26 protein-coding genes and 1 pseudogene are annotated in these 21082 nt (G+C 70.6%); 12 read left to right on the top strand and 15 right to left on the bottom strand.

Annotation, left to right across the window (positions count from 1 at the left end):
- Positions 1 to 31: 31 nt before the first annotated feature.
- Positions 32 to 1678 carry a helix-turn-helix domain-containing protein gene (locus ACZ7EC_RS28215; RefSeq protein ID WP_471066921.1) on the bottom strand — a complete coding sequence of 549 codons (1647 nt, stop codon included), beginning with the start codon at positions 1676 to 1678 and terminating at the stop codon, positions 32 to 34.
- 339 nt (positions 1679 to 2017) lie between these two features.
- Between ACZ7EC_RS28215 and ACZ7EC_RS28210 the strand changes: the two genes are divergently transcribed.
- Complete coding sequence (locus ACZ7EC_RS28210; protein ID WP_471066920.1) at positions 2018 to 2608, top strand: hypothetical protein; 591 nt, start codon at positions 2018 to 2020, stop codon at positions 2606 to 2608.
- 122 nt (positions 2609 to 2730) lie between these two features.
- On the top strand, positions 2731 to 2955 hold the full coding sequence (locus ACZ7EC_RS28205) for an STAS domain-containing protein (protein ID WP_471066918.1): 225 nt from the start codon (positions 2731 to 2733) through the stop codon (positions 2953 to 2955).
- A 578-nt stretch (positions 2956 to 3533) separates the two neighbouring features.
- Here the strand turns inward: ACZ7EC_RS28205 and ACZ7EC_RS28200 are convergent.
- The 4 genes from ACZ7EC_RS28200 to ACZ7EC_RS28185 all read right to left on the bottom strand — a co-directional run bounded on the left by ACZ7EC_RS28200 (position 3534) and on the right by ACZ7EC_RS28185 (position 6057).
- Positions 3534 to 3932 (bottom strand): hypothetical protein, encoded by a 399-nt coding sequence (locus tag ACZ7EC_RS28200; protein WP_471066916.1) that lies wholly within the window; start codon positions 3930 to 3932, stop codon positions 3534 to 3536.
- A gap of 151 nt (positions 3933 to 4083) precedes the next feature.
- Entirely contained in the window at positions 4084 to 4725 is a 642-nt protein-coding gene (locus ACZ7EC_RS28195; protein WP_471066915.1) for a hypothetical protein, read from the bottom strand.
- A gap of 124 nt (positions 4726 to 4849) precedes the next feature.
- Positions 4850 to 5374 carry a hypothetical protein gene (locus ACZ7EC_RS28190; protein ID WP_471066913.1) on the bottom strand — a complete coding sequence of 175 codons (525 nt, stop codon included), beginning with the start codon at positions 5372 to 5374 and terminating at the stop codon, positions 4850 to 4852.
- Positions 5375 to 5496: 122 nt separating this feature from the next.
- Positions 5497 to 6057 carry a hypothetical protein gene (locus ACZ7EC_RS28185; protein WP_471066911.1) on the bottom strand — a complete coding sequence of 187 codons (561 nt, stop codon included), beginning with the start codon at positions 6055 to 6057 and terminating at the stop codon, positions 5497 to 5499.
- Between the two features lie 393 nt (positions 6058 to 6450).
- Here ACZ7EC_RS28185 and ACZ7EC_RS28180 point away from each other — a divergent pair, with 393 nt between their 5' ends.
- Positions 6451 to 7257, top strand: coding sequence for an SCO6745 family protein (locus ACZ7EC_RS28180; protein ID WP_471066909.1), 807 nt, complete (start codon positions 6451 to 6453; stop codon positions 7255 to 7257).
- Between the two features lie 118 nt (positions 7258 to 7375).
- Here the strand turns inward: ACZ7EC_RS28180 and ACZ7EC_RS28175 are convergent, their stop codons facing one another.
- On the bottom strand, positions 7376 to 7504 hold the full coding sequence (locus tag ACZ7EC_RS28175) for a hypothetical protein (RefSeq protein WP_471066907.1): 129 nt from the start codon (positions 7502 to 7504) through the stop codon (positions 7376 to 7378).
- Between the two features lie 288 nt (positions 7505 to 7792).
- On the opposite strand from ACZ7EC_RS28175, the gene ACZ7EC_RS28170 reads away from it, so the two are divergent.
- Entirely contained in the window at positions 7793 to 9304 is a 1512-nt protein-coding gene (locus tag ACZ7EC_RS28170; protein WP_471066905.1) for a carotenoid oxygenase family protein, read from the top strand.
- Positions 9305 to 9462: 158 nt separating this feature from the next.
- Here ACZ7EC_RS28170 and ACZ7EC_RS28165 read toward each other — a convergent pair.
- The 7 genes and pseudogenes from ACZ7EC_RS28165 to ACZ7EC_RS28135 form a co-directional block, all read right to left on the bottom strand.
- Positions 9463 to 9627, bottom strand: a pseudogene (locus ACZ7EC_RS28165) (telomere-protecting terminal protein Tpg); the annotation flags it as partial.
- A 170-nt stretch (positions 9628 to 9797) separates the two neighbouring features.
- Positions 9798 to 9992 (bottom strand): ubiquitin-like domain-containing protein, encoded by a 195-nt coding sequence (locus ACZ7EC_RS28160; RefSeq protein WP_471066903.1) that lies wholly within the window; start codon positions 9990 to 9992, stop codon positions 9798 to 9800.
- A gap of 210 nt (positions 9993 to 10202) precedes the next feature.
- Positions 10203 to 10457: a hypothetical protein gene (locus ACZ7EC_RS28155; protein WP_471066901.1), complete on the bottom strand. Its 255-nt coding sequence runs from the start codon at positions 10455 to 10457 to the stop codon at positions 10203 to 10205.
- A gap of 104 nt (positions 10458 to 10561) precedes the next feature.
- Positions 10562 to 11152, bottom strand: coding sequence for a telomere-protecting terminal protein Tpg (tpg, locus tag ACZ7EC_RS28150; RefSeq protein WP_471066899.1), 591 nt, complete (start codon positions 11150 to 11152; stop codon positions 10562 to 10564).
- A gap of 262 nt (positions 11153 to 11414) precedes the next feature.
- The gene (locus ACZ7EC_RS28145) at positions 11415 to 13115 is read right to left on the bottom strand and encodes a PP2C family protein-serine/threonine phosphatase (RefSeq protein ID WP_471066898.1); all 1701 of its coding nucleotides are present in this window, start codon (positions 13113 to 13115) and stop codon (positions 11415 to 11417) included.
- A 126-nt stretch (positions 13116 to 13241) separates the two neighbouring features.
- Complete coding sequence (locus ACZ7EC_RS28140) at positions 13242 to 13610, bottom strand: PIN domain-containing protein (RefSeq protein ID WP_471066962.1); 369 nt, start codon at positions 13608 to 13610, stop codon at positions 13242 to 13244.
- An 8-nt stretch (positions 13611 to 13618) separates the two neighbouring features.
- Positions 13619 to 13876: a hypothetical protein gene (locus tag ACZ7EC_RS28135; RefSeq protein WP_358679765.1), complete on the bottom strand. Its 258-nt coding sequence runs from the start codon at positions 13874 to 13876 to the stop codon at positions 13619 to 13621.
- 193 nt (positions 13877 to 14069) lie between these two features.
- On the opposite strand from ACZ7EC_RS28135, the gene ACZ7EC_RS28130 reads away from it, so the two are divergent.
- Both ACZ7EC_RS28130 and ACZ7EC_RS28125 read left to right on the top strand, forming a co-directional pair.
- Entirely contained in the window at positions 14070 to 14594 is a 525-nt protein-coding gene (locus ACZ7EC_RS28130; protein WP_471066896.1) for a hypothetical protein, read from the top strand.
- On the top strand, positions 14581 to 14901 hold the full coding sequence (locus ACZ7EC_RS28125) for a winged helix-turn-helix domain-containing protein (protein WP_471066894.1): 321 nt from the start codon (positions 14581 to 14583) through the stop codon (positions 14899 to 14901). The genes ACZ7EC_RS28130 and ACZ7EC_RS28125 overlap by 14 nt, the downstream gene beginning before the upstream one ends.
- A 331-nt stretch (positions 14902 to 15232) precedes the next feature.
- On the opposite strand, the gene ACZ7EC_RS28120 is transcribed toward ACZ7EC_RS28125, so the two are convergent.
- Positions 15233 to 15661 (bottom strand): VOC family protein, encoded by a 429-nt coding sequence (locus ACZ7EC_RS28120; RefSeq protein WP_014677231.1) that lies wholly within the window; start codon positions 15659 to 15661, stop codon positions 15233 to 15235.
- 294 nt (positions 15662 to 15955) lie between these two features.
- Between ACZ7EC_RS28120 and ACZ7EC_RS28115 the strand changes: the two genes are divergently transcribed.
- Positions 15956 to 16279 (top strand): sugar nucleotide-binding protein, encoded by a 324-nt coding sequence (locus ACZ7EC_RS28115; RefSeq protein WP_471066892.1) that lies wholly within the window; start codon positions 15956 to 15958, stop codon positions 16277 to 16279.
- 77 nt (positions 16280 to 16356) lie between these two features.
- On the opposite strand, the gene ACZ7EC_RS28110 is transcribed toward ACZ7EC_RS28115, so the two are convergent.
- Positions 16357 to 17229: a DUF3152 domain-containing protein gene (locus ACZ7EC_RS28110; RefSeq protein WP_471066890.1), complete on the bottom strand. Its 873-nt coding sequence runs from the start codon at positions 17227 to 17229 to the stop codon at positions 16357 to 16359.
- Positions 17230 to 17437: 208 nt separating this feature from the next.
- On the opposite strand from ACZ7EC_RS28110, the gene ACZ7EC_RS28105 reads away from it, so the two are divergent.
- The 5 genes from ACZ7EC_RS28105 to ACZ7EC_RS28085 all read left to right on the top strand — a co-directional run bounded on the left by ACZ7EC_RS28105 (position 17438) and on the right by ACZ7EC_RS28085 (position 21066).
- Positions 17438 to 18127 carry a response regulator gene (locus ACZ7EC_RS28105; protein WP_471066888.1) on the top strand — a complete coding sequence of 230 codons (690 nt, stop codon included), beginning with the start codon at positions 17438 to 17440 and terminating at the stop codon, positions 18125 to 18127.
- Positions 18124 to 19662: a sensor histidine kinase gene (locus ACZ7EC_RS28100; protein WP_471066886.1), complete on the top strand. Its 1539-nt coding sequence runs from the start codon at positions 18124 to 18126 to the stop codon at positions 19660 to 19662. Before ACZ7EC_RS28105 ends, ACZ7EC_RS28100 begins: the two co-directional genes overlap by 4 nt.
- Positions 19663 to 19772: 110 nt before the next feature.
- The gene (locus ACZ7EC_RS28095; RefSeq protein WP_471066884.1) at positions 19773 to 20249 is read left to right on the top strand and encodes a GerMN domain-containing protein; all 477 of its coding nucleotides are present in this window, start codon (positions 19773 to 19775) and stop codon (positions 20247 to 20249) included.
- A 233-nt stretch (positions 20250 to 20482) separates the two neighbouring features.
- The gene (locus ACZ7EC_RS28090) at positions 20483 to 20920 is read left to right on the top strand and encodes a CPCC family cysteine-rich protein (protein ID WP_471066960.1); all 438 of its coding nucleotides are present in this window, start codon (positions 20483 to 20485) and stop codon (positions 20918 to 20920) included.
- Entirely contained in the window at positions 20917 to 21066 is a 150-nt protein-coding gene (locus ACZ7EC_RS28085; protein WP_471066882.1) for a hypothetical protein, read from the top strand. Before ACZ7EC_RS28090 ends, ACZ7EC_RS28085 begins: the two co-directional genes overlap by 4 nt.
- The last annotated feature ends 16 nt before the right edge of the window (positions 21067 to 21082 follow it).

Genomic DNA, 21082 nt, shown 5'->3' with positions numbered 1-21082 from the left:
CCGCTAACCCGCACCCCATACGGCACAACCTCTAGACCTTCCAGCACTCCCGAATGTCGAGAACTGGCCTCGCCGTCCGCGCGCCCGCGCCGAGCGGAGAACCAGGACCGTCCGCCGGCTTGTCCGCGGCCCCGGGGTTCGGTGTGGTCGGGTTCAGGAGGAGCTTGTCAGGCCCCTGCTGCTCCGCCAGGTCGAGAGCTCGTAGTGCGAGCGACTGATCGTGGACGGCGCTGGGACACCGGAGCAGGGAGCGTTGGAGCAGTACCTCGCTCCGTGTCAGCCGTTTGCGCACCGCGGATGTCGAGAGGGCCAGCGCGTTGGCCGTCGGGCCGACGCGTGCGTCGAGGCGCAGCCAGGTGGTGAGCGTCTGCTCGATGCAGACGGGGACGTCGGGTGTGCGTACGGCGTCGAATCGTCGCTGTGCCCACGCCACGACGCCGGGGAGCGTGAGGAGTTCGTCCAAGGAATGCGATCCCGCCTCGGCCCCGGTCTTGTGGTGGGTGGTCGCACGCAGTGCGAGGGCCAGTGCGGCTTGGTCGACGAGTCGGGTCAGGTCGAGGCTCAGCAACTCCTGGACGAGGGAGAGGCGCGCCGTGAGGGTGTTGCGGTGGATCTTCAGGTGGACCGTCGCGCGGGAGGAGAAGTTGAGCCATGACGCCGCCGTGGCCAGCAGTTCCGTGCCGTCCGGGTCCTGGGAACGCCGGGGGCGGTGGGCGTGCAGCGGGGCGAGGAAGGCCTGTGCCCATGCCGCTGCGGCCGGCCCGATGGTGAGAGCGAGGTCCGGATGGCCCGCGAACGAGGCGTGCCGTCCGGTCAGATGGCGCGCGGCCGCGAGGGCGTGGAAGGCCTGGGCGTAACCGGTGGCGGTGTCGCGCAAGGGCACGGTGTCGCTCACCCCGATCCGGCAGGACTTGGTCACGGCCGGGGGCCGGGCCCATGCCGGACGGCCGTCGGCGCGGGCCTCGGTGCCGGCGGGTACGAGCACCATCATGTGGTCGACGTACACCGGGCACGGCACGATCCACGCGCCTTCGACCACGGTGGCCAGTGCGTCCGCCACCGTGCCGCGCTCCGCGGGCGGTCCCTCGATGACGTAGACCCGCACCGTGTCGGGCAGTGGGGGCCGCAGCGCTTCCGCGACCTGACGTGCGGCGGCTACGTGGCCGTTCATCAGCAGGTGCAGGACGGCTTCGCGGGTTCGGGCATCGGCGAGCCGCAGCCGGCTCTGTTGCCGCCGGGTGTGCTCCATCTGCCAGCACAGGCTGAGGCCGCAGGTCGCGTCCGCGAGCAGGAGCGGAAGGTCGGGCGGCATCGGCCGTGGCGCCACGGCGGCGAGAAGAGGCACGCGGACGCCTGGCGGGCCGTCGAGGGTAAGGACGACGCAGCCGAGGTCTTCCTGGTCGATGACCAGCGACTTCAGCCCGCGCAGGGTGGTCTCCTGCACCCCGCGCAGAACCAGTTCGCGCTCGGCGTCGCCGAGGCCGGACGGTTGCGGGCAGGCCACGGCGCCGGAGCGGTCCACCAGGAGGACGGTGGTCCCGGTGCGGACGGCCAGCCATCTGAGCATCCGTCCGCTGCCGCCCTTGCGGGCGGCCCGCTGCATGTGCAGCACGTCGTCAGCCCGTCGAGACCACCCCTCGGCGGTCACCGTGTCCGCACGTGAGTCATCACCGTGCATGCGTCATCCCCCCGAAGAGCGGCCCGACGGCGGTTCAGCCGGACGATACCCAGGGCTTCGCACGCAATCACAGACTTTATTAGGTAATAAGAGGGTTCGCTGTGCGGTCCAGCACCGGAGGGGCGGCTTCACCGTGCAACGAGGTCCTCCGTGCCGCCCGCAGCCGTCGTAGGTTCTGGCGTGCCCCGGCGGGGCGCCGCGGGAGGGGGCTCAGCAGACCTCATGTCTGCGTCCGCCTCGACCGCTCCCGGCGGTGTCGTCGGTCTCGGCCGAGCCGCGCCTACGCCGGCGGCAGCCGTCCCGTCTTCGGCTGCGTCACCTACAGGAAGGCACCTGACGATGCGTCTCAAGAGAACCGCCACCATGGCGGCAGCGGCCAGCGCGCTCGCGCTCGGCACGGTGGCCCTGGGCCCGGTCGGCTCCGCCTCCGCGACCAGTTATGTCTGTAGCACGTCCGTCGCTCCCGCCAACTCCCAGTGCTCTCACACCACCACTCTCCGCACCGGGAGCGAGTGGGCGGCCCCGCAGACGTTCAACAGCGCGTTCACCTACCTGCGCTGGCAGACCGACGGCAACCTCGTCCTGTACTGCAGGAACAGCGGCTATGCCTACCCGAACGGCCAGCCGGCGGTGTGGCGCAACGCCGGACAGGCCGTGTGGGCCTCCGGCCAGGTCGACGGCAACGCGGGCAACCATTACCACAATCTGGACTTCTGGACCGACGGCAACCTCGCCACCTACAACATCGACGTGACGACCGGGGGTTCGAGCGTCACCTGGAACACCGCCACCTGGCACGGCTCTGGCACCATCGCCATCGTCCAGGTGGACGGCAACTTCGTCCTGTGGCAGGGCGGCCAGGCCGTCTGGGCGTCCAACACCTACCATTTCTGCCCCGGTTCCGAGAACTACTGGAACGGCTACCGGTAGCCGGCGCGGCCCCGAGGCTCCGCCGTTCGCCGGGTGCGTCGGGGCCCGTTCCGTTCACGCGCCGACGACGCGCGCACCGGCTTCGGCTTTGGGCTCATCGACCCCGGAAGGGGGCAGCCCGCATGAACATCACCACCACGATCGACGGCACCTGCGCACGTATCCGCCCCTGCGGAGAGATCGACTTCAACGCCCTGCCGCCGCTGCGCGCCGCAGTCGACGCGCTGCCGCCGCAGGTGACCGACGTGCTGTGGAACCTGGCCCTTACGCCCTTCATGGATGTCGCCGGGCTCCACCTGCTGTTCACCCCGCCAGCAGCAGCGGCCCGGAGCGCCGGGCGACCGTGACCGGACTGCGCGCACAGCCGCTGTCGCTGCTGCTCATGGCGGCCGACGTCAATCCCACCGCCTTCGACCTTTGTCGTCTTCTGCCCGACGTGCCCCCGGCCACACGCCAGCACCCCGTCCAGGAGCCCCGGATGAGCCAGCAGCCGGCCCCCGCGCCCACCCCCGACCGCCAGCCCCACATTGGGGAATGGACGGTGGCCGCTGCGCTGGGCGCGGGCAGGCCGTGCCTCTACGTCCAGCCCCCCCCCCCCCCCCCCCGCACGGAGCGTGATCACCACCGGAGGGGCTGTCACGCTGCCGCGCCTGTCACGCGAATCGACCTGGAGAGGGCGAGAGGGGTTCCGGGCCGATCCAGAGCCTGAATATCCGAATTGGTGGGCTTTCGTTTGTGTGCTGTCACGCGCCATCCCGGCGACGTGACAGGTGAGGCAAGAGGGCGCGTGACACGCAGATCGTGACGTTCGGTGAACGTCACGGGGCGTGTCTGGCCGCCCGTGTCCTGTGACAGCGAACCTTGAGCGATTGCATTGAAGTTGGACCACTGCACGGTTCGTGCCATCGAACCTTGACCACCCTGGTCAGCCCCGGTTCGGATCGGTCGACGGCTCCGCAACTTCCAGCGGCTCCGGGGTTTCACGCTCGTTGGGGTCGAACTGCTTGGCGATGTTGTTCCACATGAAGCCGTCCCGCCAGCCCGGCTTCGCGCCTGCCCAGCCGAGCAGTGCCCCGAGGACCTTCTCCTGGGAGATCGTCTGCGTCTGGTAGTGCAGCTCGGCCACGCCGTCCCGGTATTCCAGCTGGTAGGTGTTGTTCTCTCGAAGCAGGACCTGGATGTACCAGCTGCCGGGCCGCTCCTCGTCCGCCCGCTCCAGGACCATGTGGGCGTTCCCCCGCCGCAGGTTGGCCAGCATCGTCCCAATAGCAGGCTTGGACGGACGCTTCACTACGTGGCCGCGCTCGTTGGTCGCAATCAGCATGGCCAGATCATCCAGCAAGGTACTGACACCGCTCAGTGGCGCTCTGACCAGGGTGGTCACGGTTCGACGGCACGAACCGTGCAGTGGTCCAACTTCAATGGCAATCGGTCAAGTTTCGCTGTCACAGGACAGCCCGCACCGGCGGGCCGGGTCAGTCCAGGTCGGCGCTGGCGAGGGTGACCGCGAGCGCGATGTGGGGCACTGCGTGGAGGCAGAGTTCCGCCGCCGCGCTCGGGTCGGACGCGGTGCGCACCTCCTGCAACGTCAGGAGACCGACCAGCACGGCGGAATCGACCGCGTCGTCCAGGACCTCGTCCTCGGTGAACTCGCCACTGGCCACCAGCTCCTGCACCAGGGCGACGGCCTCCTGCGGATCGTGCCGCCAGCAAGCGGCGACAGCCTCACCGGCGCTCGCCAGCCCCATGGCCGCGGCCATCCCGGGCGGACCGAGCGGGCTGTCCGGCTCGAAGACCTCCCCGGCCACCGCCAGTGCGCAGCGCGCGGCGAAGGTCCGCCCGGCCGCCGTCCGCTCCTGCGCCACGGCGGCCGGCCACCGGGCGTCGTCCTCGGCGCGGGCCATGTCCAGCAGCGGGGCGGCGCTGAGACTCACCTGGAGGCACGGCAGGAGGGTCACCTCCACGCCCTCCTGGTCGGGTGGTGCGGCAGCGATCGGCCGGTAGACCGCGCTCGCTGCCTCGGCGCAGGCACCGATCAGCTGGGTGAGGGCGGCGATCAGCCGCGCGTGGCGGCGCCGGCGGGCGGGGAGGTCCAGGCGGGCCGGTGTCGTGGTCACCCCGGCACTATGCCGTGCCCAGGGCGGTCGTCGCCCCGGAGACGGGGGCCGGTGATCAGTTCGAGAACGGCGGCCAGACGTGCAGGCCGGTGCACTCCAGGCAGAGCTGCTTGGGGGCGCGGGCTCACCGGTCGGCCTGGGCGAGGCGGCCGGCGAACCCCAGCTCGCCGTCGACGGGCGGGGTGCCGGAGCGGGCGAGCGCGGCGAGCAGGGCGGCGTGGGCCCGCACCGCCGCGGGCAGCGAGCCGGCGGCCGCCATACGCGCGGCCGGGGCGGCGTAGTGGCCCGAGCGGTCGGCGAGGGCCTGCGCCAGCCAGCCGTCGACCACCGGGTGGAACTCGCCCCGGTGGACCAGGACGTCGCGGGCAGCCTCGTCTCCCGGCCGGGTCTCCACGGTCCGGTCGAGTCGGCCGGCTCGGGCGAGCGCGGCGAGGTCGTCGGCACGGGCGGCGAGCTGCTGCTCCTGGAGGCGCTCCTGCTCGGCTTGGGCGGCTCGCCGGTCGGCGGCGAGCTCGTCCTGGACGACGGCGTCGGTCGCCGGGGCGTAGACGCCGCCGGTGGCAGCGAGCAGCTGCGCGATGCGCTCCCACTCGGCGACTTCGGCCGGGCCGCGTTCATCGTCGGCCAGGTCCTCGCGGTCGCGGTCCATGTGCTGCTGAAGCCGGGCGTCCTCGAGCGCGGCCGCGGCCTCGGGGGCGGCGGGAGTCGAGCACCCTTAAACCGCTCGTCCCTGCCAACTCGACGGAATCAAGGCCCGGAGGAGTCGGCGGGTTAGCAGCTGATGCCCACGGACCGCCAGACGTCGCACAGTTGCGCGTAGGCCTGTCGGAGCTCCTTGCTCGGTTCCTGCTTGACGAGGAGTGCCGTGGCGAGGTCGCGGACGGCCGGGATGTCCAGGGTCAGCAGCGTCAGTACGCGCTCCAGCGTGCTGATCACGTCCGTGAAGGTGCGCGAGCTCTCCCGTACGTAGTCGGTGACGAGACGGTAGAGCTCCTCGGTATCTCCGTCGCGGGCGCGGGCGCGGCGCAGCACGGTCAGCACGCTCCAGAGCGTTTCGAGCTCGTGCCCCTGCACGACCAGCAGGAGCACGCTCGTGCCGTCCTGAGCCGACTCGTCGCTGATCTGGGCGTAGATGCCGTGGAGGGTGTCGGCGGCGATCTGGTAGGTCAGCGAGGGCAGTACGTACTGGTCCGCGTCGCCGGTGTGGGTCTGCGCGGTGTAGGCGGCTGCGGCCACGGTTTTGAGTACGCCCTTAATCCAGCCGGTCTCCTCGGCCCAGGCGGAATCACGGGGGATGATGCAGGGCTGGTCGGCGGGCTGTCGTTTCGTCACCCGTGCAGCCTCCCCACGTCAGACACCATGTAGGCAGTCAGGCCTCGATGGGCGAACGCAAGCACCGCCGCGCCGGACGTCGTCCGGCGCCAGTGAGCCGAAGCTCAGGAGTTGTCACCAGCGGGACCGGCTGAGCTGGTGAATGAGGACGACCGAGGCAACCCAGTTGTCACACATGAGGCATCAGACTTGGCACAGGCGCTCATTCGGCAGTCTTTCTGTCACCAGACTGGTCTCGCATACACAGCCACGCAAACGCCAACCCGCCTGCACTGTTTCCCTTCGGCCGCCGATGAGCTTCGGTGTGCCGGACGGTCTAAGTCGGCGCACCTGACAAAGGGAGAACCTCATGGGAAGACGCGCTTGCATCCGATGACTCACATCGCCCGCCGCATGTTCGAGCTTCTGGAGCCGATCTGCCTGGTCACGTTCCTCGCGGACGAGTGCAACGAGGAACTTGCCGCACTCGGCCACCGCACCTACTGGGACGGCTACTTCGCCAGCCGCGCCGCACCACTGGGACGGGTGCCGGCCCAAGTCGTGCACGCAGCCTTCTACAACTTCGCCGACGGGGAAGCCGCACGGCACATCCCCAGCGCCTGGGAGGCGATCTCGCCCGAGGCCTCCGTCGCCGCGCGGGAGCGAGGCAGCGCGGCCTCCCTACGGCGCATCCTCGGCGACGAACTGGCGGAGTCTCCGGGCCTGGTGCGCGCCGCCGACCTGACCACCAAGGCCGCGACGAGCGCCCCTACCGAAGGCCGGGTGATGTACGCCGGCATGCGCACCCTTGAGGTGCCGGGCGACCCCGTTGCCCGGTTGTGGCATTCCGCGACCATGTTGCGCGAGCACCGCGGCGACGGGCACATCGCCGCCCTCGTCGGCGCGCGCATCGGCGGCACGGAGGCCCACGTGCTCTCCGCTCTGGAGCAGGGCATCCACCCCCCGGAGTCGTTCGGACGCATTCATCACCTGCCGAAAGAGCGCCTGGCCGCGGTCATGGGCGGCATGCGCGAACGCGGACTCATCGACATCGACGGCCACTTCACCGACGCAGGCCGCGCGACCAAGCAACGCATCGAAGCCCTCACTGACGAACTCGCCACCCCGCCCTACGACGCCCTGTCCTCCACCGAACTCGACGAACTGATCACCAACCTCGAACCCATCACCGCGACCCTGGTGGCCGCAGGATCGCAGTGACACTCAGATACGGCATGCGCCCAACGGGGGGCCTCGTAGGTGACAAAAAGCCTGCCTATGTGGCAACTGCCCTGCTTTGGCTCAGCATGGTTTATAGCAGGCTTGGGATTTCGCGGTGTCAGAACCGGAATTCTATGGACTGGACGTCTGTGAAATCTGCTCGCAGGCCATCGGCGCGGGTACCCCACTCGGTGAAATACGACTCGGTGATGGCCTCCGCGACGACCGGATGCAGCTCCTCCGTCATCGCACCGGGCTCCTGGAGTTCGAGGATTTGCTTCGCGTAGGTGGGCGAACGGACGCGGACCCTGATCCGGTCGTGAGCACGGGGCAGCCCGCCCTCGCGTAGGGCCGAGCGCCCCGCTCACGTCTCGGCGTCACGGGTGTGTGAGAGCCGTCGTACCGGGGTGTCAGCACCACCCCCGATTCGGGGCTTGGGCCAACTGCTCCATGGGCCCCCGCGGAGGAGGGTTGCTCCCGTCACCACGAGTCCGGCCGACGGCGCCGGGCACCGACACGGGAGCGGGGAAGCACGATGGCCAGTCACACACGGCGGAAACTCCTCAAGGGTGCCGCGGTCGCGGCAGCGGGAAGCGTGGTCGGGACCGGCCTCGGCCCCGGTTTCCTCACGGCTGCGGCACAGGCCGGTCCCGCGACTGGGGGCAGCGGCATGGCCGGGGCGGCCCCCTTCCTGGAGGGGGCCTTCGCGCCCGTCGCCGAGGAGTTGACCGCGTTCGACCTCGACGTGACCGGCCGCATTCCCCGCGACCTGGACGGCCGCTACCTGCGCAACGGTCCGAACCCGCTGCACCTGGAGGACGTCCGTGCTCACCACTGGATGCTCGGCGAGGGAATGGTGCACGGGGTCCGTCTGCGCGGCGGGCGCGCGGAGTGGTACCGCAACCGCTGGGTGCGTTCCTCGCAGGTCACGGCGAAGCTGGGGGAGACGTATCCCGGTCAGGTACCACCGGACGACTTCGCGTGCAACACGCACGTGATCCCGTACAAGGGCCGCATCCTGGCCCTGCAGGAGAGCGGGCCGCTGCCGTACGAACTGGACGGCGAGCTCAACACGGTGCGCCCGTACGACTTCCGGTCCACCCTGGAAGGCGCCTTCACCGCGCACACCAAGTACGACGCGGCGGCCGACGAGCTGCACGCGATCGCGTACTACCCCACCTGGGACCATGTCCGGCACATCCTGATCGACCGGACCGGCCGGGTGGTGCGGACCACGCGGATCGCCGTCGCGGACGCGCCGATGATGCACGACTTCGCGCTCACCGAGAAGTACGTGGTGATCGTGGACGTGCCGATCACGTTCGACGGCGCCGCCGCGGAGGCGGGCGCGATCGTGCCGTACGTGTGGAACGACCGGCACCCCATGCGGGTCGGGCTGCTGCCGCGCACCGGCGGCGCCACCCGCTGGTTCCAGATCGACCCGGTCTACTACTCGCACACCCTCAACGCCTACGACCAGGGCGACACGGTCGTCGTGGAGTACATCGGGTTCCCCGCGCCGTTCTACGCCGCCGGCCGCGGTATGGACGGCCCCTCTGCGACCGGCGCCCCGACGCTCGACCGCTGGACCATCGACCTGCGGGCGGGCCGGCTCCGCAGCACCCGGCTGGACGACCGTCCGCAGGAGTTCCCCCGCATCAACGAGGCCCTGGTCTCACGCCGGCACCGGTACGCCTACACCGCGAGCGCCGCCGAGATGTGGCGCGCGTACGAGACGGTCGACGGTGTGCCGCCGGACGAGAAGTTCACCAACTACCTGGTGAAGCACGACATGCTGCGCGGTGACCGGCAGCTCCACCGCTTCCCCAGGGACGCGGCGGTCAGCGAGCCGGTGTTCGTGTCGCGGCGCGGGGCGCGGGACGAGGACGACGGGTACGTTCTGTCCTACGTGAACGACCCCGACCGCGGCGCGACCGACCTGGTGATCCTCTCGGCCCAGGACTTCGCGGGCCACCCGCTGGCCCGGATCCACCTGCCCGGCCGGGTACCGCTGGGCTTCCACGGCAACTGGATCGCGGACGCCTGACGCCGAGCGACCTGCGTGCCCTCCAGCGCGCGTTTGGTGACATCCACGAGCGTCCTGCGACGGGTCCGTTCCACCACCAGTCTCAGCGTGCCGCCCAGCGCCAGCACAGCGCACACGGTGGGCCAGGCAAGGCCATCCCGCAGGCAAGGCCAGCAGCTTTACGGCTGCTCGATGTCCGTGAAGCGGACCTCTTCCAGGCTGCCGGCGCGGCGGCTGTCGTCCTGGAAGTAGACCTCCTTGAGCCCTTCGGCCGCGATCTCCTGGAGCTGCTGGTCGCTGGCGCCGGCCTGCTGGGCGTCGAAGAGGCGGGCGGCGTACTGCGGTCGGTGTCCGGGTCGTAGAGGGTGCCCGCCGGCGCGACCGCGAGCAGCTGCGCGAGGCGCTCCCACTCCGCGAGCTCCGCCCGGCCGCGTACGTCGTCGTCCACGCCCCCATCATGGCGGTTGCCGCCGACAGGCCCGAGAGCTGACCGAGCGCGGTCGCGACTCGCTGGCTATTCCCCGGCCGCCATGATCGCGTTGACGACGTCGCCGTTGCTCTCTTTCAAGGCCCTGACCGCCTTCGCCCTTGAACAATTGACCTGGGCCATGACCAATTCGATGTCCTTGGGGTCAATCTCGGTCTCGTCGACGGTGTCCTCGATGGTGTCGTCCTCAAGATCTGGGACGTCTTCGAAATCTTCAGGCATGAAGTCCTCCAAGGTGCGAAGAAGTACCGCTCAGCCCTTCCACTGCATAGGCACCGTGAAACAGATGCCCCACACCGTCACGGTGGGCGTTGGGGTGCTGGACTCGGTCGCCTCGTGAGACCCGCTACACCAGGAGGCCGCCGCCGCGGCGGATGATCGGCTCCGGCTCGTACACGGCCAGGAGGATGGCTTCGGCCCGGTCGGGGCTTTTCATGCCGCGGGCGCGCATCGCCTTCTTCGACTCGATGACCGTGTGGCCGCCAGGTCCTCGTGGCGGGAGTCCTGCCGGGCGTCGAAGCGGGCGCCCTCGAGGGCCGCCGCGACGGCGCCGGTGTCCATCCCCTTCGCCCGGCGCCGTACGACGCGGCGGCCGATGAGGGCGGAGTCGACCGGCTCCCGGAGTACGGCGGCACGGGCAGCGAGCGGGCGGCGGGCGGTACGCGGGGGCGGCCAGGGCGTAGTCATCTTCGGGCTCGCATTCGCGTGCGGATTCGGCAGCGGGCCGCCGCCAGAGCGCTCCTGCGGCAGCCCGCCGAATACGTTTCTAGCAGGTCTGGAATTCGGCCGGGTCAGAACCGGAACTCAATTTTCGAGACGTGCGTAAAATCGGCACGCAGGCCAACGGCGCGGGTGCCCCACTCCGTGAAATACGACTCCGTGATGGCCTCCGCGACGATCGGATGCAGCTCCTCCTCCGTCGCACCAGCCTCCTGAAGCTCCAGGATCTGCTTCGCGTAGTAGGGCGAGATCGCCGTGGTGATCTGGCGCTCGCGGCCGTCGTCCGAACTGCCCGTGCACGTGAATCCGAAGTACGCCGTCACCTCCACCATCATGCCGCTGGAGGTGGAAGCCTGCTGACGTGCCTGCGCTCTGACCTGCGGCTGCCACTCGGATTCCGTCTCCTCCACCAAGGCGGCCCGCAGACGCTTCTGCGGGTTCGTCAGCGTCCCTGCTCGGTAGCGCTCCACCGTGCGGCGCGAGACACCCAGGCGCTCCGCCAGGGCCTGCGTCGACCCCTTCACCCGCGTGAGAAGGAATCTCACCTGAGCATTTGCGGATTTCGGCACGGGCCGGGTGAACACCTTCCGCTCCGCACGCGCGAGGGCTTCCAGGACCCTTCCGCGGCGCGGGGCTGGCTGCTGCTGCTCGTGATCGCTCATACCTCCAGGGGCTCACGGATCGCCTGTGGACAGAGGCATGGATTCCGCGTCCAAGTCCTCTGCGTTCTACCCCGCAACGCCACCCCATAACGGCCGCCGACGAACCTGGCAAAGGGCCAGTCCTGCCCGGCGCCGCGCGCGGCGGAGACGGCCAGCCTGTGCCCGCCACACGTCATCTGCGGCCGGCCGCAAAGCCCGCCGGTCCGCGTGGAGTCGTCGTCGGCCACAGGTCGCCGGGTACGGCTCTGGGAGGGCGTGCGGCCTATTCGCCGTTCCGCGGGGTGGGCTGGTGCCGTTCCTGGGCGGGTGTGCGGAGGGCGAGGAGGGCGACGTCGTCGAGGCCCGGTGGCTGGACACAGTGCAGGAGTTGATCGGTGAAGGACGGCAGGGGGCGGTGGGCGAGGGCGGCGGCGTGCTGGCGCAGGCGGTTCAGTCCGTCGTCGAGGGTGTGGCCGGGCCTTTCGACGAGGCCGTCGGTGTACAGCACGAGGGTGCAGCCCGGGGGAAGGCGGACGGTGGCGTCGGGGCGAGGTCTGCGGATCCCGGTGCCGAGCAGGAGGCCGTGGCCGTCGGTGAGGTAGCGGGCCAGGCCGTCGTGAGTGATGAGCAGGGGCGGGGGGTGACCGGTAATGGTCCACGACAGCTGCCAGTGTCCGTCACTGTTCTGGGTCACCCGGGCGAGGACGAGGGTGGCCATGGTGACGTCGGTGATGGGCATGATCGCATCGTCGAGGCGTTCGACGATCCGGCTGGTGGACTCCTCCCGGGACCAGGCGTAGGCGCGGAGCATGTTGCGCAGCTGGGCCATGCCGGCGGCAGCTTCCAGGTCGTGGCCGACGACGTCTCCGACGGCGAGGGCGGCGGCGCCGTCGGGCAGCGTGAAGGCGTCGTACCAGTCGCCGCCGACCTGTGAGGCATCGGGAGCGGGCAGGTAGCGGACGGTCATCTGCAGGCCGGGCACACTCGGCATCTGCGGCAGCAGGTGATTCTGCATGGTCTCGGCGACCTTGCGCTGGCGCTGATAGAGGCGGGCGTTGTCCAGGGCCAGGCCGGCGCGGCGCGCGATGTCTTCCAGCAGGGCCAGGTCGGCGCCGGTGAAGGCGCCGGGCTGGCTGGCACGGCCCAGCGTGAGGGCTCCCAGCACGTCGCGCGTGCTGCGCAGCGGTGCGATGGCCGCGGAGTGGATGCCGGTGGTTTCGAACAGGCGGTGCTGCTCTGCTGTGATCCCGGAGTCCGGGGAGCCCTGATAGGTGTCGGGGCCGGCCAGAGCGGAGGCGACGCCCCGCAATGCCTGGGACAGCGGCATCGGGGATTCCTCCGGGATCGGCGGCATCGGCCCTTCAAGGCCCTCGTGGTGGACCAGGGCGTCGCCGTCAGCTTGAACCACGGCCGCACGCCACACCTCGTCGCGTTCGGTGATCAGGTCGATGACAGCCCAGTCCGCGAGGCGCGGCAGGACCAAGCTGACCAGCCGGCGCAGCGCTTCCTCGGTGTCGAACGTGGACGTCAGCTGAGTGGTGGTCTCGGCGAGCAGGGCGAGTCGCTCGAAGGCGGTCAGCGTTCCCGCGGCCTGCTCCGGGCCCGCTCCGGGGCCAGAGGCATGCCCGGAGGTGTGGAAGATGACGAGTGTGCCGACGTGCCGATCGCCGATGTCGTACGGCGCGATCGTCCGGAAGACGGGCAGCAGGGAGCCGTCGGCCTTTTCGAAGTGCTCGCGGCCGCCCCCGGCCGGGCTTGCGGCGTGGGACACCTGCCGCATGCCGCACTGAGAGGGGGCCAGCTGCTGGCCCTGCGGCCCGCGGTGCAGCAGATCGTGAGCGTCATGCCCCACAAGCTCGTCGGCAGGACGGCCCAGCACGCCTTCGGCACGACGGTTCGCGGCGATGATGCGGCCCTGCTCGTCCACGAGATAGGCCGCCGCCCCGATGGCCTCCAGCACCGGTATCAGGTGAGCGGAGGGCACTGTCACGGACTGTGCTTCCCCATCTGTGTCCTCCGCGGTCCCACCATGCCTCGCTCCTCAGGTATCACGCTGCTCACCCTTGGTACCGCTTCCGGCCAGGTTGGTCCCGAGGCCGTAAGGAGATGGTCAGGGGGTGAGGTCCAGGACGCGCACCGGCTCGCCCTTCCAGCGGTCGGGGGCGGTCGTGGCGATCAGCGCCCCGCCCGGACGGTCCGGGGTGGGCTGCGCAGCGTACTGGCAGTGTGCCGCGGCCCAGGTGTCCTGCTGGGCCACTGCCAGGGCGGAGGGCAGGTCGAGGTCCAGGACGGTGATGCCGGGCAGCGCGGCAAGGTGCTCGGCCGTACCCGGCCGGGCGCGATCGGCTTCGACCAGCGCGCACGCCGGGGCGTAGAGGTACCAGCCGGACTCCGCATGGGCGCGGTGGATCAGCCGCGAGGCCAGGACGTTACCGCGGCCGGCCGCGGCCATCGCGGTGTCGTCCAGGACGATGTGCATCGCGTCGCTCACCGGGCTCCCGCCTCGGCCAGCCGGCGGTCCAGCTCGCTGTCGAGGTCCTGCTCCTGCGCCCGGGTCGGCGCGTAGCCCGTCCACTCCTGAAGGGCGGCGCGGGCCTGCTCGGCGCGCTCGGCGCGCTCGGCGGGGGTGAGCAGGGTGTCGGCGAGGCGAGCCAGGTAGGCACGCAGCGACATTCCCTCGGCTGCCGCTATGGCGGCGAGCCGGTCCCGGGCTTCCTCCGGGATGCGGACGTTGGCGTCGGACATCATCAGGCTCCTCTCTACACCCACCAGGGTACGGGTACGTACCCGTACCCTAGGACGGATTCAGGCCCAGCTTAGGCAGTTATGGCGCTCAGGACATGACTGTCCTGCCGGTTGACTATTCCACTATCAAGAACTAGTTTCCTAACAGGAAACTAGTTCTGTTGAAGCACGCCCAAGCACCTGGAGGTATCCCATGCCCGAGCGTGTGACCCCGCCCGCCGAGGCCGCCCGTGCGCTGCGCGACATCGAGCGGCGCCGCGGCCAAGCCCATGCCTCGGAGCGGGAATCCCGCTGGGTCGGCGTCGTGTTCGGCGTCGCGATCTTCGCCGAACTGGCGGCACCCGACTTCTTCGGCGAGGGCGTGCGCTCCGGGATCTCCCTGGCGGTCGGCGCACTCACCCTGGCGTACGTGGTGATGCTGCGGAGCCCCCGTGGCGGCGCCCTCCTGGGCCGGCCCACCCGTCCGCGCAAGGACGAATTCTCCCCGCGCTTCGTGCGCCTGGCCCAACTGGCGATCCTCGCCGTGGTGCTGATCGGCTTCCTCGGCGCACCCTTCCTGCCGCACGAGCCGTTCCCGTACATGTGGACCGTGGTGGGCGCGGTGCTCGGCGCCACGCTCATCATCTTCGGCCGCACCCTCCGGCAAGCCCTGACCTCCCTGGCCCTCCGCGACGCCGGCAAGGACGGCCTGGGCGGTGCCACCCATGGATCCCGCTGACTTCGACACCGCCCTGCTCGACCCGACGCGGCTGTCGATCGTGTCGCTGCTGGTGGGCGTGGAATGGGCCGAGTTCGGATGGGTGCGCGACGCGGTGGGAATGTCGCCTTCCGCGCTCTCCAAGCAGGTCAGCACGCTTGAGTCCCGGGGCTACGTCGAGGTGAAGAAGGGCTACGTGGGCAAACGCCCCCGCACGTGGCTCGCGCTCACCCCGACCGGACGCGAGGCACTTGAGAGACACGTGGCGGCGCTGAGCCGCGTCGTCGAGGAGTCGCGGCGGACCGCGGAGCGACGCGAACCCGGATGAGCGATCCCCGCCACGCGTGACCGGGGCCGCGCCGGGGGTGACCACCCACAGCGCAAGGCGTAGCGCTTCCTCTTTGTCCCAGCGCAGCGCGTACGGTCCATATCGGGCGAGGAGTTGCTCGCTGTTCTGCCGGACCGCCCGCTTCACCAGGTCTCGGCGTACGAAGACGACCAGACCGAGAGGGCGTCCCCGCTGATCCAGGAGATCAGCCACGCGGCCGTCCACGGCGTCCTCGCCCGCACCCTGCGCGCCAACCAGCTGCTCGCCGAAGCCTTCGCCCACCACCCGCACTCCGGCACACTCCGCCGCACTGCAGAGGGCCGCGCAGTGTTCAGTCGATACAGAACTCGTTGCCCTCGATGTCCAGCATCGGGATGCACGAGTCGTTGCCGTCGTACAGCGTTTGCACGTGGACCGCGCCGAGCGGGATCAGCCGTTTGCATTCGGCCTCGAGTGCGGCGAGGCGTTCCTCACCCACGAGTCCCGTGCCGACCCGCACATCGAGATGCACCCGATTCTTGACGGCCTTGCCCTCGGGGACGCGCTGGAAGTACAGTCGCGGGCCCACACCCGAGGGGTCGACGCAGGCGAACCATGCATCCCGCTCCTCAGGCGACTGCGAACGCTTGAAATCGTCCCAGGTGGCGAACCCCGCGGGCGGCGGCGGCACGACGTAACCCAGCACCTCGCACCAGAAGCGGGCGAGGCGCTCGGGTTCCGCGCAGTCGAAGGTGACCTGGAACGTCCTGATCTCTGACATCGGCGCACCGTACCGCGTATCAGGGGGCCCCGCCGCTCATTTCCCCAGACGGATCCGTCCGCCACCCGTCGCAACAACCTCCCCCACTCGACCGGCCACCCCGCGGGACGGCAGCACGCCCCCAACCTCTTTATGCAGCTGGGCCTCGGTGATGTTGGGGTCGGGTTGCCGACGAATGGCACGAAGCCATCGGACCTGGCCGATTACCGCACGCTGGCTGATCATTCCGCTGACACGGCTTCAGCCCCCGTGGCAGGGTGCGGTGATCGGATCTCCGCACGGCAGGGGGTTCCCGTGGAAGCACTCATGGACCAGCACGGCCAGCCGACCTGGTCCCGCGACCTGGCCGTTCTCCTCGCCCGCCTGGGCCGCGCGGCCCCGGCCGGCGTCTACCACGGCACCGCGTCCGGCCGCACCACCTGGTACGGCCTGGCCCGCGAGGTCCTCGCCCTCGCCGGCCGCGACCCCGGCCTGATCCACCCCACCACCTCCGCCGCCTTCCCCCCGGCCGGCCCCCCGTCCGGCGTACGGCGTCCTCGCCCACGACCGCTGGAGCGCGTGCGGCCTCGCTCCCCTGCCCCCGTGGCGGGAGTCCCTCGCGCGGCCCCTGCGACCTGACCGCTCCCGCGGCAGGGCCGCCACCGCAGCGCGTCGACCGGCTCCCCGCGAGCGGCCCGCGGGGACGTCACGACGGCTCACGGCACCTTCGGCCCGGAGACGAAGGCGCCGTTCCTGTCGTAGGGCCAGGCGTTGGCGACGCATCCGTGCAGCCCCTTGATCTGCTGCATCATCACGGGGGCCAAGCGGCCGGGCCCGGGGCAGGTGGTGTGCGTGTAGCCCAGGAAGTGCCCCATCTCGTGGTTGATGATCAGCGCCCGGTAGTCATGGATCGGACCGTCGAACGTGGGCGAGCCCTCGACCCAGCGCTTGAGGTTCACCACGACTCCGCCGGGGACCTCGCAGTTGTACTCGCCCCCGGTGTCCTGGTGGATGCCCGCCCAGCACAGGGCGTCGGCCGTCCCCGGCGTCGCGATGCTCACCGTGAGGTCGTGCGGCTGTCCCGCGCCCACCAGCTGGAACCCGTAGGCCGGGTTGTGGGTCCAGCCCTGGGGGGCGGCGAGTATGCCGGCGATCTCGTCGGCCGCCTGGGCCGGCGAGAGGTCGAGGCCGGTCTCGGTCTTCACGACGTAACGGAGCGGACGCGGGCCCCGGCCGACCTTCGCGCCGCCGGCCCGCGCGGTGACGAATACGCCGGTGCCCTTCGAGGAGGCCTCGGTCCCGGTGTCGGTCGGCGAAGGGGAGGGCGGCGGAGCGGTCTTCCTCTTCGCCGTGTTGTTGTTCTTGTTCTTGGTCTTGCTCTGGGTCTGGGCCTCGGGTGGAGCGCTCACCGCGCTCCGCTGACGCGGCGCGCCGCTCGACGCGTCGCTCCGGCCGTCCAGGAGGACGGCGGCGGAGCCGAGCAGTCCGACGACCGTCAGTGCGGCGACCGGCCAGCCCCTGCCCCGACGGCGTGGCCGTCGCCGGCGGCGAGAGGGCCGGCGGCGTTCGGCCCGGTGAGATGCGTGCATGGCAGCTCAAACTGGCCATTTCAGATGATCGCCATGAGCGCGAATCGTCACGGAGAGGTAACGAAGTGGCTTCCCGGCGGTGCCCGTCACCGCAGGCCCGGCCACCGGCGGGCGGCCCCTCGGCCCGGTGTGATCATTTGGTAACAGCCCCCGCCCAGGGCCCCCTCCTCCGGACGGTCACCCGCCGGTATCCGCCTACACTCCCGAGGTGCCACGAGTTCTGCTTGTCGAGGATGACCCAGACGTACGCGAGGCCGTCCGGCTGGGCCTGCGACATCAGGGACATGAGGTGATCGCCGCCGAAACGGGCGAAGAGGGCTGGGAACACCTCGGCTCCTTCCGCCCGGACGTCGTCGTGCTGGACCTCATGCTGCCCGGCATGTCCGGCCTCGACGTGTGCCGGCGCATCAGGGACCGCGACCAGGTGCCGATCATCATGGTGACCGCCAAGGGGGACGACATCGACGTGGTCGTGGGGCTGGAGGCCGGCGCGGACGACTACGTGGTCAAACCCGTGCGGGCCCGGGTGCTCGACGCGCGCATACGGGCCGTGCTGCGCAGGCAGGACCCGTCCGTCTCGAACACCGCCCGGCCCCGGCCGGAGTCGCACGGCGACCTGGTCATCGACCGGGCCGGACTCGTGGTGACGCACAACGGTGAACGCGTGACGCTCGCCCCCTCCGAGCTTCGGCTGCTGCTGACCCTCTCGGCCTCGCCCGACCAGGTGTTCAGCCGCCAGCAACTGCTGGAACTGGTCTGGGAGCACAGCTACTACGGCGACATACGGCTCGTGGACGCCTGTGTGAAGCGACTTCGCGGCAAACTCGGTGAGCCCGCCGGCCGGCCCCGGTACATCCAGACCGTGCGCGGCTTCGGCTACCGCTTCGGCACCTCGTGAACGGCCCGGTGTCCGGGCGGGTGCCCTTCCTGCGGGCGGCCCTGGCACGCGTCCCGCTTCCACTGCGGGGCCTGCGCCCCCGCCTGATCGCGGCTTTCGTCCTGGTCGCCACGGTCAGTGCCCTGAGCACCGGGGCACTCGCCTTCCGGGGCGCGCGCACCGGGGTGCTCCAGCAGAGCCAGGACGCCGTCATCCGGCAGTTCCGGACCAGTGTCAACGCCGCGGCCGTCTACACGCCCCCGGCGCCGGGCGCCTCGGACCTCCAGTCGGCGGTGGACCAGGTGCTGCACGCCAACCCGGAACAGGGGTGGCGGATCCTGGCAACGTACGGCGACCACCGCGCCTGGGCGCCGAGCGCCGACTTCGACAAGCTGAGCCCGGAACTGCTGCGGTCCGTGCGGACCAAGCGCGCCGCGGTGTTCCAGCGGGTGAACACCCAAGGGCATTCCTTCCTCGTCGTCGGCATGCCGGTCACGTACACCACCGCCGCGGACCAGACGCCCAGGCTCTCGGGAATGGCGATGTTCCTGGTGGTGCCGCAGAACACCGAAGAGGCGTACGTCGACGCGATGGTCGGCAACATCGAGCGCGCCACCCTGGTGGCACTGTGCCTCGCCGTCGCCTTGGCGCTGCTGGCCGCGAGCGGCGTGCTCCGTCCCGTGCGGGCGCTGCGCGGGGCGACGCGCCGGATGGCCGAAGGGCACCTCGACGTCCGGCTGGCGGTCAGCGGTTCCGACGAACTGGCCGATCTGTCGCAGTCCTTCAACGACACGGCGGCCGCGCTGGAACGGTCGGTGGCGGAGCTGCGCCGGCTGGAGGCCCAGGCGCGCCGCTTCGTCGCCGATGTCTCCCATGAACTGCGGACGCCGCTGGCCGCGATGTCGGCGGTCACCGACGTGCTCGACGAGAACGCGCTCCACCTGGACCAGGAGACAGGCCACGCGCTGCGGCTCGTCCGTGAGGGGACCAGCCGGCTGAGCGGACTGGTGGAGGACCTGATGGAGATCTCCCGCTTCGACGCAGGCGCGATCGAACCCCACCTGGACGAGCTCGACCTGGCCGAGTCCCTGGCGAACACCCTCGCCGCACGCAGCTGGCAGGACCAGGTGGAGACACGCGTGCCCGGACCGGGCGTGCTCCGGACGCGTGTGGACCCACGCCGGTTCGACGTGGTGATGGCCAATCTGGTCGACAACGCGCTGCGGCACGGGGCGGCGCCGGTGCGGCTGACCATGGAGCGGGAGGAGCGAGCGGACGGGGCGTGGGCGGTCGTCAAGGTGAGCGACAACGGGCCGGGGATCACGGAGGAAGCGATGCCGCACATTTTCGAACGCTTCTACAAGGCGGGCGCCTCGCGGACCAGGAGCGAGAGCAGCGGACTGGGACTGGCCATCACGGCGGAGAACGTCCGTCTGCACCAGGGACGCATCAGCGCGGCGAACCTGCCCGGCGGCGGCGCGGAGTTCACGGTCGAACTCCCGCTGCGGCGCGACTCCCCGGACACCGACGACGAAGCCGCCGGGGGAGCCCGGTGAAGGGCTCGCGCATACCCGCGCTGCTGGCCGGATTCGCCGCGGCGCTCCTGACTGCGGCCTGCGGAGTCCCCCGGTCAGGTGTCATCGAGGCGGGTCAGCCGGCAAGCGGCATGGCCGCTCCCGATCACCAGTCACCGCCGCCCACCATGACCCCCGTCTACTTCCTGCACGACGGCGAGCCGAAGCCGTACCCGCGCGGGATAGACGGCCCCGGGGACTACGAAGGCGCCGTGCGCGCGCTGTTCGACGGACCGTCCACGAGCGAGGCCCCGGCGGTCACCACGGAACTGCCCCGGCTGACCGCCGCGCCGGACGTGACGACCGTCGACGACGACACCCTCTCCGTCCGGCTCCCTGCGGGCGTCCCTGCCCTGAGTCAGGCCGCCCTGATGCAACTGGTGTGCACGGTCGCCGGCGTACCCCGGCCGCCCGCCCCCCAGCCCACGGACCCGACCGGCGCCGAACGCCTCGCGGCCTCCGCCGCCCCCACCCGGCACCCCCTCACCTCCCTGACCGTCCACGTCCGCGGAACCGGCTGGACGCTGACCCGGCCCACCGACTCGTGCCCGGACTCGGCCCTGCCGTAGGGGCACCCGGCCGGGCGGCGGCTGCGCCGTCGCCGCAGAAGAGCTGAACTGCGTACGAGGGATCAGCCGTCCCGACACGGGAAAAGGAAAAGGGCCCGCCCCGAAGGGGGCCGGCCCCTTTGATCCCGCATGTCCGCGAGATCGGCGACGCGTCGATACCGCGATACGTTGCCACTACACGTTGAACCGGAATGTCCTGCAGTCTGATCCTGACCTGCGGCGGAGTACTCTCCCTGACCTGGGGTTTCCTCGTCGGCATACGTTGGCTTCCGGCGGCCGTTTACGGCAGCGATTCCCACCCCTGTCCCTGCTGCGGGCACCGCGTGCTGAGCGCGATGCCCGGCTCATACGAGATCTGCCCCGTCTGCTTCTGGGAGGATGACGGGGTCCAGTTCCGCTGGCCCGCCATGAGCGGCGGCGCGAACAAGGTCTCCCTGATCGAGGCCCAGCGGAACTACCAGGACTTCGGCGCCTGCGCCGAACACGGCCGACGGTACGTCCGCCCTCCGGCCGGCGACGAGCCCCTCGACCCCGCCTGGCGCCCCATCGATCTGGCACGGGATTCCTTCGAGGACTGGGCGGCCGGGGAGCGCGCCCCGTGGCCCGACGACCGCTCGGTGCTCTGCTGGTGGCTGCCCACCTTCTGGCGCCGGGACCACTCCGCGTCATGACCTCCCGCATCGAGACACTCGTCCAGCAGCTCGACTGCAAGGCCACCGAGTCCTACGACGCCCGCGCGGAGCTGATCTGGATAGGCGCCGACGCCATTTCCGCCGTCATCAATGGCCTGCCTCCCTCAGCGGCTTCGGTCAGCTGACCGCCATCGAGGTCTT

The sequence above is a fragment of the Streptomyces sp. NPDC037203 genome, from assembly GCF_055605065.1.
Note: the sequence above shows the minus strand (reverse complement) of the source record. Positions and strands in the feature narration are given on the sequence as shown.

Coding starts and splice junctions, on each gene's coding strand:
- ACZ7EC_RS28205 (WP_471066918.1), top strand. CDS start 2,731: ATGAACATCACCACCACGATCGACGGCACCTGCGCACGTATCCGCCCC.
- tpg (WP_471066899.1), bottom strand. CDS start 11,152: ATGAGCGATCACGAGCAGCAGCAGCCAGCCCCGCGCCGCGGAAGGGTC.
- ACZ7EC_RS28130 (WP_471066896.1), top strand. CDS start 14,070: ATGCCCGAGCGTGTGACCCCGCCCGCCGAGGCCGCCCGTGCGCTGCGC.
- ACZ7EC_RS28095 (WP_471066884.1), top strand. CDS start 19,773: ATGGCCGCTCCCGATCACCAGTCACCGCCGCCCACCATGACCCCCGTC.
- ACZ7EC_RS28120 (WP_014677231.1), bottom strand. CDS start 15,661: ATGTCAGAGATCAGGACGTTCCAGGTCACCTTCGACTGCGCGGAACCC.
- ACZ7EC_RS28085 (WP_471066882.1), top strand. CDS start 20,917: ATGACCTCCCGCATCGAGACACTCGTCCAGCAGCTCGACTGCAAGGCC.
- ACZ7EC_RS28135 (WP_358679765.1), bottom strand. CDS start 13,876: ATGTCCGACGCCAACGTCCGCATCCCGGAGGAAGCCCGGGACCGGCTC.
- ACZ7EC_RS28110 (WP_471066890.1), bottom strand. CDS start 17,229: ATGCACGCATCTCACCGGGCCGAACGCCGCCGGCCCTCTCGCCGCCGG.
- ACZ7EC_RS28140 (WP_471066962.1), bottom strand. CDS start 13,610: ATGCACATCGTCCTGGACGACACCGCGATGGCCGCGGCCGGCCGCGGT.
- ACZ7EC_RS28200 (WP_471066916.1), bottom strand. CDS start 3,932: ATGCTGATTGCGACCAACGAGCGCGGCCACGTAGTGAAGCGTCCGTCC.
- ACZ7EC_RS28215 (WP_471066921.1), bottom strand. CDS start 1,678: ATGCACGGTGATGACTCACGTGCGGACACGGTGACCGCCGAGGGGTGG.
- ACZ7EC_RS28190 (WP_471066913.1), bottom strand. CDS start 5,374: ATGGACCGCGACCGCGAGGACCTGGCCGACGATGAACGCGGCCCGGCC.
- ACZ7EC_RS28155 (WP_471066901.1), bottom strand. CDS start 10,457: ATGACTACGCCCTGGCCGCCCCCGCGTACCGCCCGCCGCCCGCTCGCT.
- ACZ7EC_RS28170 (WP_471066905.1), top strand. CDS start 7,793: ATGGCCAGTCACACACGGCGGAAACTCCTCAAGGGTGCCGCGGTCGCG.
- ACZ7EC_RS28180 (WP_471066909.1), top strand. CDS start 6,451: ATGTTCGAGCTTCTGGAGCCGATCTGCCTGGTCACGTTCCTCGCGGAC.
- ACZ7EC_RS28210 (WP_471066920.1), top strand. CDS start 2,018: ATGCGTCTCAAGAGAACCGCCACCATGGCGGCAGCGGCCAGCGCGCTC.
- ACZ7EC_RS28125 (WP_471066894.1), top strand. CDS start 14,581: ATGGATCCCGCTGACTTCGACACCGCCCTGCTCGACCCGACGCGGCTG.
- ACZ7EC_RS28175 (WP_471066907.1), bottom strand. CDS start 7,504: ATGACGGAGGAGCTGCATCCGGTCGTCGCGGAGGCCATCACCGAGTCG.
- ACZ7EC_RS28160 (WP_471066903.1), bottom strand. CDS start 9,992: ATGCCTGAAGATTTCGAAGACGTCCCAGATCTTGAGGACGACACCATC.